This window comes from Lacticaseibacillus sp. 53-4, from assembly GCF_016861805.1.
Classification (GTDB): domain Bacteria; phylum Bacillota; class Bacilli; order Lactobacillales; family Lactobacillaceae; genus Lacticaseibacillus.
Genome location: NZ_BOLT01000002.1, coordinates 109,508 through 122,034, shown reverse-complemented (window position 1 = coordinate 122,034; position 12,527 = coordinate 109,508). Strand labels below are relative to the sequence as shown.

The window sequence follows — 12,527 nt, the reverse complement described above, 5'->3', positions numbered from 1 at the left end:
AAGTTTTTTGATCACATTAAAGTCTGATCGTGAAATCGAAGGCATGGCTAAGTCTGGAGAAATTCTGGCAGGCATGCACCATGCGGTAAAGAAAATTATCAAGCCTGGTGTATCAAGCTGGGAAATTGAGAAGGTGGGCCGCGAATACATTGAGTCCCACGGGGCTATTCCGGCTGAGCTGGGGTTTGAGGGCTACAAGTATGCAACCTGCGTGGCAATCAATGACGAAGTCGCACACTCAGTTCCTCGGAAGGGTCTTTATCTTAAGGAAGGCGACATCGTCACCGTCGACACGGTCGTCAACTGGCAGGGATATATGTCTGATTCAGCATGGACCTATGCTGTGGGTAAAATTTCGCCTGAGCGTCAAAAATTAATGGATGTCACCAAAAAAGCGTTGTACCTTGGCATTGATCAGGCCGTCGTTGGTAATCGACTCGGTGATATCGGTTACGCAATTCAGCACTACACAGAGGACGAAATGGGTTACGGCGACGTGCGTGAGTTGATCGGTCATGGCATTCAGCCGACGATGCACGAAGCTCCCAACGTGCCTCACTACGGCGAACCCGGCCATGGCCTGCGTTTAAAGGCGGGGATGACCATCACGATTGAGCCGATGATTACGACCGGCACATGGAAAATCAAGGCCAAGCAAGTGCCTCATGATGACTGGGAGTACTATGTCACGGCCGACGGCTCTGACTGCGCCCAGTACGAGCACACACTGGTCATTACAGATGATGGGCCAAAGATTCTCACCAGTGAGGATCATGAAGCGGATGCTAAATACATGTTGTGATTAACTGGCCAAGCTGGCGCGAGTCAGTTTGGCTTTTTTGTGTCTTGATCGGTGGAGGTAGATTGATGTTATCAGTTGTCGTGCCATGCTATAACGAGCAGGAGAGCATTCCACTCTTTTACCAAGCGGTTGAGAAGCTGCGCCCAGAGATGGGTCAGGAACTCGAGTATGTCTTCGTCAATGACGGCTCAAATGACGAAACGCTTAGCGAATTACGAGCGTTAGCAGGCAAGGATTCCAGCGTTCATTATCTGTCTTTTTCGCGAAATTTTGGGAAAGAAGCAGCGCTTTATGCAGGGCTTCAGTCTGCGACGGGCGATTTAGTGACGGTGATGGATGCGGACTTGCAAGACCCACCCGAATTACTACCGAAAATGATCCATATGATTCAGACACAAGACATTGACTGCGTCGGGACGCGTCGAGCGGACCGGGCAGGCGAGCCGAGGCTGAGAAGCTTTTTTGCCCGTCAGTTTTATCGGCTGATCAACCGGATCTCCTCAACGCAAATGGTCGATGGCGCACGCGATTTTCGCTTAATGACCCGCCAGATGGTTAATGCGATTTTGCAGCTCTCAGAATATAATCGATTTTCTAAGGGGCTGTTCAGCTGGGTTGGCTTTAACACGAAATATATCTCCTACCCAAATCGCGAGCGCGTTGCCGGGCAGACTTCCTGGAGCTTTTGGAAGCTGTTTAACTATTCATTGGACGGTATTGTGAACTTTTCCGATGCGCCTTTGAACATTGCCTCTTTTGTTGGTGCGGCAAGTTGTTTTGGCTCAGCCATCGCGATGATTTTCATTGTGGTCCGAGCACTTCTATTCCACAATTCCGCCGCTGGTTGGCCCTCACTAGTCTGCATTATCTTATTCCTTGGCGGTTTACAACTGCTTTGTCTAGGTATAATTGGCAAATATATTGGCAAGATTTTTCTGGAGACAAAGAAAAGGCCTGTTTATATCGTTAAAGAAACTGATAAAACTGCCAATGATTGAATCAGTCACATTGAGTTCCTCCGCTGTCAGAATTCATTCGAGGACCGAAAGGTAAACGGGTGAAGTTTTAGAAAGTATTACAGTTAAGTGCCATCAGCGCCGCATTCAGTTCAGTCATTTATAATAGCTTTCGTCGAGTTGTGAAAAAGTCATAAGTAGAGTAGGAAGGTTTCGTTGATGCTAGTTACAGCCCAAGCGCCAGGAAAATTATATATTGCGGGCGAGTACGCGGTGGTGGAAACAGGATACCCAGCGATCATCGTTGCGTTAAATCAGTTTGTCACAGTGACTGTTGAGGAAATGCCTGATTATGGCAGCATTGTCTCTAAGCAGTATCAAGAAAATTCGCTACTGTGGCAACGGCACGGCGACGAAATGGTCTTTGACGATCGCGACAATCCGTTTCATTACATCCTAAGTGCAATCAAATTAACAGAGGAATATGCCCGTGAGCAGGGGAAGCCGCTAGCACTTTACAAGTTGTTTGTTGACTCTGATCTTGACTCTGATAGCGGTAAAAAGTACGGCTTAGGGAGCTCTGCCGCTGTGACAGTGGCGACAGTGAAGGCTTTGAACCAGTTTTATCAGTTACACATGACTTCCGATCAGCTTTATAAATTGGCTGCAATCGCGCATCTGGATGTTCAAGGCAATGGGTCGTTAGGCGACATTGCAGCCTCGGTGTACGGGGGCTGGATTGCTTACCGCTCTTTTGACAAATCCTGGCTTGCCGCCGAACGGCGGATTCACTCACTGACTGAACTGCTTCACATGCAGTGGCCACAGCTTTCAATTGAGCTGCTCCATGCGCCGGCTGAATTGGGCCTAATGATTGGTTGGACTGGGTCACCTGCTTCAACTTCGCGTCTGGTTGATAAAATCACGATTGCGAAAGCTAAACAGCGTAGCCGATACAAGCATTTTCTGGCGCAAAGCGAAAAAGTTCTTGAAAAGATGATCAATTGTTTTCGTACTACCGACCTCGCAGGCATTCAAGAGGGCGTCCGGGAAAATCGGCGGTTATTAAATGAGCTGGCTAGTTTTTCGGAGGTTCAGATTGAGACCCCATTGCTCAATCAACTGTGCGAGTTAGCGGAAGCGCATGGCGGTGCGGCTAAGTCATCTGGGGCTGGTGGCGGTGATTGCGGCATTGTTTTGATTGATGCTGAGCAACACGCAAGGCAAATTTCTGAAAGCTGGTCTCAGGCCGGAATTGAACAGTTAAAGTTTGAGGTTCACGAGCTGTTGCCGGTGCGGTAACAGCTTGCTTTTTAGTTAAGAACCTGTGTGGGACTAAGGCCTGTGGTATACTTTTTCATGGTATGTTTTGGCGTTTAGTCAGACGAATCTAGTTTGGAGAGGGTTGTGCTTATGAAGTCGGTCAAACAATGGAGTGGCCTTAAACGATTGGGAGTTGTGATCGTTGACTTGCTATTGTTTCATGTTAGTATCTTACTGTCATACTACTTTCGGTTTGGCATTACGATTCCACAGGTGAACCTGTATTCTTATCAGCATTCCGCCATATGGCTCTCGATCGTGTTTCTCATCGTTAATTATCTGCTTGGCGTGTATGTTTACTATAATCGACGAGTTAGCGACATCGTCTTTCTGACAGTTTTGGGTCAGACCATCGCAATTGCCGCGCTCATGGTCATCACTTTTATCGGTCGCCTGTTTGCTTTTCCCAGATCTGTGCTCCTTTTATCCCTGATTATTAGTATCCTTATTCTTGCGGTTTGGCGAACCATCGTTTATTACCTTTACATCGCGTTTACGCCTGATGAGCATGTCGCGGTTATCTCCTACGAAGATGAGCTGCCCGCAATTATTCAGAATTTTAGTTCGTCCAAGAATAACAAGCATCGTGTCCGCTATGTGATCACTGACCATTTTTTGGACAATGTCAAAGCCATTATTGATAAAGTAGACATTTTCTACATCACCGATACCATTAGCGATGAGGAGCGCCGAGCAATTGTCGACTATGTCATCAAAAATGAAAAGCACCTGATGTTGCCTTCGACTTTTGACAACTTGTTGATGCTGCGGCCAAACCTGATGAACTTTGAGGACGAGAGCGTGATGGGTATCAGTGATTTTCGTCTCTCACCTGAGAATGCTGCTCTTAAGCGGCTTTTCGATATTCTTGTTGCCCTTGTACTGTTGGTTGTGGCCTCACCTTTTATGTTGATTACTGCAATTCTAGTTAAACTTACTTCGCCAGGGCCAATCATATATAAACAGACGCGAATCACCTTGAATCAGCGTGAGTTCAAGATTTACAAGTTTAGGACCATGTCTGCCACTGCTGAGGCTAAATCTGGTCCAGTACTGGCTCAGGCAAATGATTCCCGAATCACGCCTGTCGGCAAGTACCTACGAAAGCTCCGCCTCGATGAGCTACCACAGATTTTCAATGTTTTAAAAGGCGACATGTCGATCGTTGGTCCACGGCCGGAACGCCCATACTTCGTGAATCAATTTAACAAGCAGGAGCCACATTACTATTTACGGCATAATGTACGCGCTGGCATTACCGGATACGCTCAGGTATACGGAAAATATGCCTCCAACTATCGTAGCAAGCTGAAATTCGACCTTTTGTACATCAAATGCTATAGCCTGACGCTTGATTTCAAAATCTTGCTTCAAACAATCAAGATCTTGTTCGACAAGGTTTCGTCTCAAGGCTTGGATGAAGATGAGAAACCAAGTATGAAGAAACTGCAGGAGATTGTATCCGAGAATGACATTGAACATATGAGCTAGTCTCAGGCACAAAGAATAGACCACACGGAGGTTTTCTAAATGCAAGAAGTGAGTTTGGGATCAGTGCTAAAGGTTATCTATAAGCGTTTGTGGCTAATTATTATCATCACAGTGCTTGCAACAGGTGCGATGGGTTGGCTTAAGCTGTCTCGCAGCAGTGCCCAGTATGAGGCGACCGGCGAAGTCGTTTTGGTTCCGGAAAAAGGAACCAATAGTGATCCTTCGGCGCAAAACGCATACGCCAATCAGCTGATGGCGACCAGCCAGGACCTGGTTCAAAGTTCTGAGGTGCTGTCTTCGGTTTCGACCAGCCTGAACCGTCAGGGAATTTCAATGCCAGTCGGTAGTTTGTCTTCCGGACTCACCATTACTAACAATGCCAACTCTATGCTGTTGCAACTGAAGTTTAAAAGCCCGAACCAATCAGTTGCGATGTCAGGGCTAAAAACTATCATGACAGAATTCCAAAAAGTGGCCCCGAAGTATTTGCCCGTTTCGAAGGTAGCAATCGTCAAAGGCGATTTGCCCGTTTCACAAAGCAGCTCTCTGCGGTCACTTATTCAATATATGATTGTTGGTTTTGTGCTTGGCGGTGTCCTTTCACTGATTATTGTCTTCGTTCTGGAATATTCTCGGCACGTGGTCCGCGACCCTAACTACTTACAAAAAAAGTATGGTGTCAAGACGATTCAGATTCTGTAATTCATTAATTCCGTGAGGTGCGAGTATGGCAAAGACTAGCGATTTTCCTAGTAAGTACAGTATTGATAATTTGGTTGGCAGCCAGTCAATCAGCGCGTTGAATTCAAAACTGCACGTGATGCAGCAAGAAAAAGGCAAAACTGCCATTTTAATCGTTTCTCCAACTGAATTTGATGGGAAAACAAACGTGGCTACGAGTTTGGCAATCGATGCAGCCAGGGGGGGACGTCGGGTTCTACTGATTGCGGCTAACCCATATGACCAATCTAATTATTTTAGAGTTGATAACGATTATGGCCTAAGTGATTTGGTCGAAGAAGAAGACTACCAGGCTTGGATCGACAAGTCTGTGAAGTCGACTACTGAGGACAACTTATCGATGATCACAGTAGGCACTGCCTCTCCAACAGATTTTGATGCCAATGGGTTGGTGATGCCGTTAAGTGAAACTCTATCAGTCCTTGCAAAACACTACGATTTAATTCTCGTCGATGGGCCCGCAATGTTCGAGGGCAACTTAGGCATTAAACTGAGTAGCGCTGTCAAAAACGTAGTGATCGTTTTGCGACAGAATCATAGCAAAATGCAGGCTGCTGATAAAATGCTTGCTGATTTCCGGCAGACTGGCGTTCAGGTGCTTGGAACTGTCGCTCTGGCGGAATGATCATTTTTGGATAGAAGGGTGCGGTTCAAGTGGTGAAAATTCCAAATTTAGCTGAGGCAACACCGAATCAGATTCGGGCACTTCAACTGAAGGAATTAGAAATTTTGAAGTATGTTTCAACATTGTGCGAGCAACATCAGTTAACTTACTATCTGTGCGGTGGCACCTGTATTGGTGCGGTTCGGCATCATGGCTTCATTCCGTGGGATGATGATGTCGATATTTTTATGCTCCGAGAAGATTATGAACGGCTATATCACAATTGGAATCAGTACTCCGTTGATCCCAAGTATCAGATTTGCCGGTCCGACGCGACGCATAACTACCATCACGCGGCCATGACGGTCAACGACAGCACCACGACGTTTATTAATTTCCGCACTCAAAATGAGGACGTCAATCAAGGCATTGCCATTGATATCATTCCAATTGACCACCTGGCACCAACTCCAATGGGGCGTTTTAACCAGCGACTCAATGCAATATTGTTTTCAATTTTTGTGAATCAGAGGCTTCCCGATCACCAGGGCAAGTTATTGCGCTTTTTGACTGCGATTCCTTTGGAACTGGTGAGGTCAAAGAAGGCTCGTTATCGCATCTGGCACCGCGCAGAGCAGAAGATGACTGTTGCCCAGCCTAACAGTACTGCTTTGGTTGAGTTAGCCAGTGGGTTAAAGGGGCTGTTTCGACCATTTGATCCGCAGTGGTTTGCCTCAACTGTCAAGATGCCGTTTGAGGATACGCAGATGCCAGTGATGGTTGGCTATGATCAGTACCTGACCCTGGTCTTCCATGATTACATGAAAGTCCCGCCGAAGGCCCAGCAGCTGGCAAAGCATCACACGGCAATGATTGATACGGAAACCCCATACACCGTCTATCGTGGTAAAGCCTATCTGGTCCCAGCAGACAAACAGTAAAAAGGAGTAGTCGAGCCTTTGGAAGATTTAAAAACCGTCACGGTCCTACTTTCGACGTATAATGGCGAGCATTATCTTAAGCAATTGCTGGATTCACTCTTAGTTCAAAAGGGTGTCCGGGTGGATATCATTGTGCGCGATGATGGCTCTACGGATCATACTCGACAAATACTGAGCGATTACAAAGGCCAGTCTGGTATCCAGGTTTACCTCGGTGAGAATATTGGGTGGCGGGACAGTTTCATGACCTTATTGGCTTCGGTTGCCAAAGAAGCGTCGAGTGATTACTATGCTTTTGCTGATCAGGACGACATTTACGCGTCGGACAAGTTTCTGGCTGCCGTCACTAAACTTGCGCCGCACGAATCTCAGCCTGCCCTGTATCACAGCAATGTGACGTTGGCCGATGGCGATGGTCACGCGATTGGCGATCGCTACCCCCGAAACTTTCAGCCTACCGGACATCTGCCTGAGGCCTTTTTTGATGTGACTTGGCTGGGGACAACTATGGTATTCAATCGCCGTCTGATGGCTTTACTCGCGGAGCATGTGCCAATCGACAACATTGTTCATGATGCCTATGTAATGAACGTTGCACAATTTTTGGGGACAGTCGTTTACGACCCCACGCCGCACATGCTGTACCGCCGGCATGATAGCGCGGTAACAGGTTTTGGGGGCAAGAGTGATTCGCAGAAAATCAAGGCACCTTCGTTATTAGACCGTTATCGTCGGTACAAGCACAATCCGGTGATTCATCCGTTTTCTAAACGTGCGCATGAGCTCCTTGTTGGGTATAGTGATCAGCTGTTGCCAGATCAGCGGCGTTTTTTGACCGCGGTGGCAACCTATCGAACCAATTTTCGAGCACGACTGGATCTATTATTCAACCCTGGCATCCGTGCTTCCAAGCTGCGCCCCACTTTGCAGATCAGGTACCGTGTGCTGGCGAATACACTTTAAAGCGGGAGTCTATGAGATGACTGAACCTACGATTACGATTTGTTTGTCGGCTTACAATGGCGAGAGGTTTCTGGCTGAACAGCTAGCGTCCTTTCAGGCTCAAACCTATCAAAATTGGCAATTGTTGATTCACGACGACGGCTCAACGGACCACACGGTTGAAATCGTGCGGAAATATGCGCAGTCAGACTCACGAATCCACTTGGCGGACCTTGGGGGGCATCTGGGCATTAAGCGGGCGTTTATCGCACTATTAAAAGAACAAGACACTGACTTTTACGCATTTAGCGATCAAGATGATGTCTGGGAACCGGAGAAACTTACAACGTTGGTCGATGCACTTGCTTCAGAAAATAGCGAGAAGCCTCTGCTTGCGTACTCTCGGTTTAGCGAAATCGATTCAGGGGGCCGCCCGTTGCCAGAAGATGACCGACACCCAATCTACAGCACGGCGTTCAAGGATTTTTTGATGATCAATACGGTGACTGGATGTACTGTTCTGCTGAACCGTTCCTTAAGAAATAAATTGCTTGCGCCTAGTGTGGCAGTTAACTACAGTCTGATGACAATGCACGATGCCTGGGCCGCCTTGGTTGCTAGTGCGTTTGGTAACGTGATTTTTGTCGATCAGCCGCTTGTTCGTTACCGGCAGCATGGCGATAATGTGCTGGGCGCGCCAGGAACAGCCAACCTGCTTGTTCGCATTGCGCGGCTACTGAAATTCCGTGAAGCCAAGATTGTTGGTGGCAACGTTCGCCAGACTGGCGAATTTCTACGCTGCTATCAAGGCCAGTTGGCCGCGAAGGAGGCGGCCTTAGCAGAGGGGGTCGCAGCGATATTCGACGACTGGGCACCCATAAAAAAAATCAGCTTTTTGCGGCGAGAGCACTTATTTGTCAAGTCGAACTCATTAAATATTCAAATCAAAACACTCCTTTGGCTACCAACACCCTTGCGTCGATATATCCTAGGTAAGGCAACTAAATAAAACATAGAAAGAAGATGAGATGAATGCTCTTTTTAGCCTCAGAAGCGCTTCAGTTTGTTGATCAATTTGCCAAGCGTAAAAGTCAACTTATCGGCGGCTTCGGTCTGTTGGTATTGGGTTATTTGGCGGCCTTTACTAGCCCGATGCATAACTTGGATTACCAAACCTACCAGGCACAATACGTGATTACCGCTGGGCAGCCTGCAGGGGCTTGGAAGTTTGAGCGTGGATATTCATATCTAAGTGTTTTATTCTACAAACTAGGGCTGTCGTACCAAACCTTCCGAACCTTTTTATGTCTTATGGCCATTATCGTTTTATATATGGGAGTGCGGCGCTTCACCACGAACACCCCACTTTTTGTTGGTATTTATGGGGCGACGGTTTTTTTGCTCGACGCGACACAACTGCGAAACTTTATCATGCTCTCGTTCGTCATCTTAGCCATCTCGTTTCTCCAAGAAAAAAACGTTAAAAACTACTTGATTGCGACTTTTATAATTCTGTTGTCTGCCCAATTTCATTCTCTGGGCTACCTATTTCTGCTAGTAGTTGTTCTTAGGCTGATGTCCTTCAATTTTCTGTACAAATATGCGCTCTGGTTAGTTGGTGCGGTTGTTGGCGTGATTATGATGATCAATGTGGTTGGTGTTCAGCGAATCTCCAAGTTGGTAGGTCGGGTCTTAGCGCTTGTGTCTAGTCGGGCTAATATCGGTGCTAAGTTAGCGAGTCAGTATGGCAATGGCAGCATTTTGATCAGGTATGTGGCCGTCGGAGTTTCCTCGATTGCCGCCTTTCTGCTGATTTGGTTTCTTTACAAGGTGGTGGCGACCAGTCAGGACAAGAAACTGATTAACCAGTTCCAACTGATTTATACGGTTGTTCTTATGTCTATGCTCACATTGCCGACTCTTTCGCTCGCAGATGATTACTCACGTATCCCGCGTTCTATATTTTTGGTGGTTATCATTGGCATTGCAATTTACTATGAACATCAGCATGAATTCAAGGTGCCAAGGATGAGCTCCTTAATTAATCTCCTGATATTCTTGGTTTGTGCAATGAATGGTTTTTCTCACCTGTACATGTGGGGAACATACTTCCGTGGTAGTTTGTTGTATCTGATCAAGCTGGCATGACGAAAGGGGACTGCGTCAATGGTAGATAGTTCATGGGGCGTTGTGATTGTTTTGTATCACCCTGATGAGACGCATCTCAGTGAGACGGTCAAAGGACTCGTTGAGTTGACTGACCAAGTTGCACTTGTGAACAACGGCGAACGATTATCGGATGATTTTGAGTATCCGGAATTTGTTACTGATTTGGGGAGTAATCGCGGGATCGCGTTTGCCCAGAATCGAGGGGTAGAATCTTTGATTGCTCGGGATCCTACACTTGAACAAGTCTTTTTTCTGGATCAGGATTCTGATTTGCCTGAAGGTTATTTTCAAGGCATGCTCGATACCTGGTCGAGGGTCAAGCACACGACACCCAATCTAGGCATACTTAGCCCCAGAATTGAGCGAATGAACAAACCGGGCAGCTACTCTGTCCTGTACGTTGATCAGCATCGCTTGAATAAGATGAAATTTGAAGATGACCGGCGTACGACGGTAAAAGGAACTCTGCCAATCTCAAGCGGTATTCTTGTCTCAGTTTCCGCGTTTAATGCGGTGGGGGGGCTTAGTGAGAAATGGTTCATCGACTGGGTCGATTATGACTTCGATCTGGAGGTCTTAAGGGCCGGCTATATGAATGTCACCACGGCGGAAAATGCGATTATTCATAAGATTGGGGCCCCTCAGCGTCGTCACTTCTTTGGCCGGGAGTTTGAAGTCACAAATTACGTTCTTTTTCGGGAATATTACATGACGCGGAACGGTATTTATTTAATGCGTAAGTTCGGGAGAACAATTAAAGGGCTTAGAAGATATTGTTTTGGTGGCATCGCCAGACGATTTTTGATGGTTTTCTACGAGCCGCATAAGCTCAAGCGAACTGGGGTACTGATCAAAGGACTGGTTGCCGGATTGTTCACTTCGTATCGGTAATAGGCTCAGGAAGGACAAAGCATGGTCTCAAGAAAACGCGCATCACTCCAAAATGCCTCTGCGGCTTTCATCACGCAAATCATCATGATGATTTGCCAGTTTACTGTCCAGACAGTGTTCGTCCACACACTTGGGGCCCGTTATTTAGGGGCCAACGGATTATTTAACAACCTCATCACTTTTCTTTCTTTTGCCGAGTTAGGGATTGGATCGGCGTTCAGCTATGCCCTCTACAAACCCCTCGCGGAGAAGAACGAAGCCATGATTGCCGGAATCATGGCTCTGTTTCGCAAGGTTTATGATGCCATCGGGTTGATAATTTTAGCCGCTGGTTTGGTACTATCGTTGTTTGTTCCTTGGTTCATTCAAGGCGGCAATGATTTTCCGCATGTCCGCTTATACTTCGTCCTCTATCTGCTCAGCACAGTGGTCAGCTATTTTTTTACGTACAATCGCTCTCTGCTGATTGCTGACCAGAAAAGCTATGTTGATTCGGTAAATCAGTTTGCATTCTCGCTCGCCCGCTATATTCTGCAAGTCGTCTTTCTCTTATTCTTCAAGAGCTATATTGCCTACCTTGTGCTGATGATTTTGAGTAACCTGTTTTCTAACTTGGCAATTACCTATCGCTCGCACAAGCAATACCCCTATTTAAAAACCGCTAGGAAGGCAAAGGTTGATCCTAATGTATTAACCGAAATTAAGCGGAATGTCGTCGGGACGGTTTCCTCTAAGGTCGGGGCAATTGTAGTCTCAGGGACCGACAACATTCTAATCTCCAAGTTTTTGGGACTCACTCTAGTAGGTCTTTATTCTAACTATGCTTTGATCATGACCAGTATCACTCGGCTTTTAACCCAGGTCTTTGGTTCGGTTATCGCAAGTTTTGGCAATTTGGGTGTCGTTGAGAAAAACAATACCAAAAAGCAGCTAGACATGTTTGACCAGTTCACTTATTACAATGCCTTTGCGGTATTCTTTATCGGCCTGGTCGCTTATGCGTTCTTTCCGCCGTTTATTCGCTTATGGCTGGGAAACAAATATCAGTTGCCAGAATCAACCTTGTTTTTTATTATCATTAACTTCGTGTTCAGTCAATTTCGTCCGGCCTTTAACATGGTTAACGCGTACGGCTTGTTCTGGGGCTATCGGGTCAAATCAATCGTTGAGGCGGTCACTAACTTCGGTCTCAGCTTAATTCTGGTCCGTTTTACTTCAATGGGAATCGACGGGATTTTGCTGGGTACGATTGTTGGAAACGTTTTGGTGAACTCCTGGTGGGATCCGCTAATCCTGTTCCGCGGTGCCTATCATGTTAACATGATTAAGTTTTACCTGAAATACTGGGCGTACCTAGCGACATTCGGCGGTTTGCTATTTCTGGAACATTTTTTAATTCAACTGATTAATCTTAGCCCAGTGGGCCTGATTCACGTTGCCGGATACGGTGTCATGGTCGGCATAGCGGCGTTAGCGACTCTACTTCTGGTCTTCGCGAAAACCACGGGTGAACACGGGATGTTTGGCATAGTAAGACAATTTCTGCGGCGAAAGTGACGAATCAGGTTACTTCGAGACAATCTTTTACAGTCCCTAATGTTGTAACTGGGTCTCATGTGATAGTGTAGACATTGGACGAAGGCGGCATGCCTTTGCAGAAAAAGTTC

General features: G+C 46.6%; 12 protein-coding genes. All 12 read left to right on the top strand.

Going from position 1 to position 12,527, the window contains the following annotated elements:
* Positions 1 to 7 precede the first annotated feature (7 nt).
* Positions 8 to 802: a type I methionyl aminopeptidase gene (gene map / locus JUF21_RS01495; RefSeq protein WP_203662674.1), complete on the top strand. Its 795-nt coding sequence runs from the start codon at positions 8 to 10 to the stop codon at positions 800 to 802.
* A 65-nt stretch (positions 803 to 867) separates the two neighbouring features.
* On the top strand, positions 868 to 1,800 hold the full coding sequence (locus JUF21_RS01490) for a glycosyltransferase family 2 protein (RefSeq protein ID WP_203662672.1): 933 nt from the start codon (positions 868 to 870) through the stop codon (positions 1,798 to 1,800).
* Between the two features lie 177 nt (positions 1,801 to 1,977).
* Positions 1,978 to 3,060, top strand: coding sequence for a phosphomevalonate kinase (locus JUF21_RS01485; protein WP_203662670.1), 1,083 nt, complete (start codon positions 1,978 to 1,980; stop codon positions 3,058 to 3,060).
* Between the two features lie 111 nt (positions 3,061 to 3,171).
* Positions 3,172 to 4,572, top strand: a complete 1,401-nt coding sequence (locus JUF21_RS01480; protein WP_203662668.1) for a sugar transferase — start codon at positions 3,172 to 3,174, stop codon at positions 4,570 to 4,572.
* Between the two features lie 39 nt (positions 4,573 to 4,611).
* Positions 4,612 to 5,274: a YveK family protein gene (locus tag JUF21_RS01475; RefSeq protein ID WP_203662660.1), complete on the top strand. Its 663-nt coding sequence runs from the start codon at positions 4,612 to 4,614 to the stop codon at positions 5,272 to 5,274.
* A gap of 25 nt (positions 5,275 to 5,299) precedes the next feature.
* A complete protein-coding gene (locus JUF21_RS01470) occupies positions 5,300 to 5,938 on the top strand; it encodes a hypothetical protein (protein WP_203662658.1) in 639 nt (212 codons plus the stop codon).
* A gap of 29 nt (positions 5,939 to 5,967) precedes the next feature.
* On the top strand, positions 5,968 to 6,858 hold the full coding sequence (locus tag JUF21_RS01465) for a phosphorylcholine transferase LicD (RefSeq protein WP_203662656.1): 891 nt from the start codon (positions 5,968 to 5,970) through the stop codon (positions 6,856 to 6,858).
* An 18-nt stretch (positions 6,859 to 6,876) separates the two neighbouring features.
* Positions 6,877 to 7,821, top strand: coding sequence for a glycosyltransferase (locus JUF21_RS01460; protein WP_203662654.1), 945 nt, complete (start codon positions 6,877 to 6,879; stop codon positions 7,819 to 7,821).
* Between the two features lie 16 nt (positions 7,822 to 7,837).
* Positions 7,838 to 8,809 (top strand): glycosyltransferase family 2 protein, encoded by a 972-nt coding sequence (locus tag JUF21_RS01455; protein ID WP_203662652.1) that lies wholly within the window; start codon positions 7,838 to 7,840, stop codon positions 8,807 to 8,809.
* A 23-nt stretch (positions 8,810 to 8,832) separates the two neighbouring features.
* Positions 8,833 to 9,948, top strand: coding sequence for an EpsG family protein (locus tag JUF21_RS01450; RefSeq protein ID WP_203662650.1), 1,116 nt, complete (start codon positions 8,833 to 8,835; stop codon positions 9,946 to 9,948).
* A gap of 18 nt (positions 9,949 to 9,966) precedes the next feature.
* Positions 9,967 to 10,860 carry a hypothetical protein gene (locus tag JUF21_RS01445; RefSeq protein WP_203662648.1) on the top strand — a complete coding sequence of 298 codons (894 nt, stop codon included), beginning with the start codon at positions 9,967 to 9,969 and terminating at the stop codon, positions 10,858 to 10,860.
* A gap of 21 nt (positions 10,861 to 10,881) precedes the next feature.
* Entirely contained in the window at positions 10,882 to 12,417 is a 1,536-nt protein-coding gene (locus JUF21_RS01440) for a lipopolysaccharide biosynthesis protein (protein ID WP_203662646.1), read from the top strand.
* The last annotated feature ends 110 nt before the right edge of the window (positions 12,418 to 12,527 follow it).